General features: G+C 39.2%; 1 pseudogene. It reads left to right on the top strand.

The features are described from left to right. Positions 1 to 46: 46 nt before the first annotated feature. Positions 47 to 344 (top strand): annotated as a pseudogene (locus tag AB4496_RS12530) (hypothetical protein); the annotation flags it as partial.

Genomic DNA, 344 nt, shown 5'->3' with positions numbered 1-344 from the left:
ACCAAATTCAGTCAAGTTAAACAATAGATATTGAAGGATTAGTATTATGAAAAAAACCGTTTTAGCTTCAACCATTTGTATAAGCCTATTCTCTTCGTCTATCGTTAACGCCCACTACAATGGTGCTCATGAAGTCGGTGAGAACATGCGTAGTAGCATTGATGAAATGATTACAACTAAGCTTAAAGCGTCATTTTTTGACTCTGCTGCGCTTTATATGGACGCAACAAATGTTAAGCAATTAAAAACCTCCCCAACTGGATTGCTAACATCTTTGACTACGGGTTCGCAGAACACGGAACTTCCGTTGGAAACTAGACAGGAGTTGATCGACGCATCTCAAG

The organism is Vibrio sp. 10N.222.46.A1 (assembly GCF_041473595.1).
Lineage (GTDB): Bacteria > Pseudomonadota > Gammaproteobacteria > Enterobacterales > Vibrionaceae > Vibrio > Vibrio tasmaniensis_A.
This window is presented reverse-complemented; position numbering and strand designations above follow the sequence as displayed.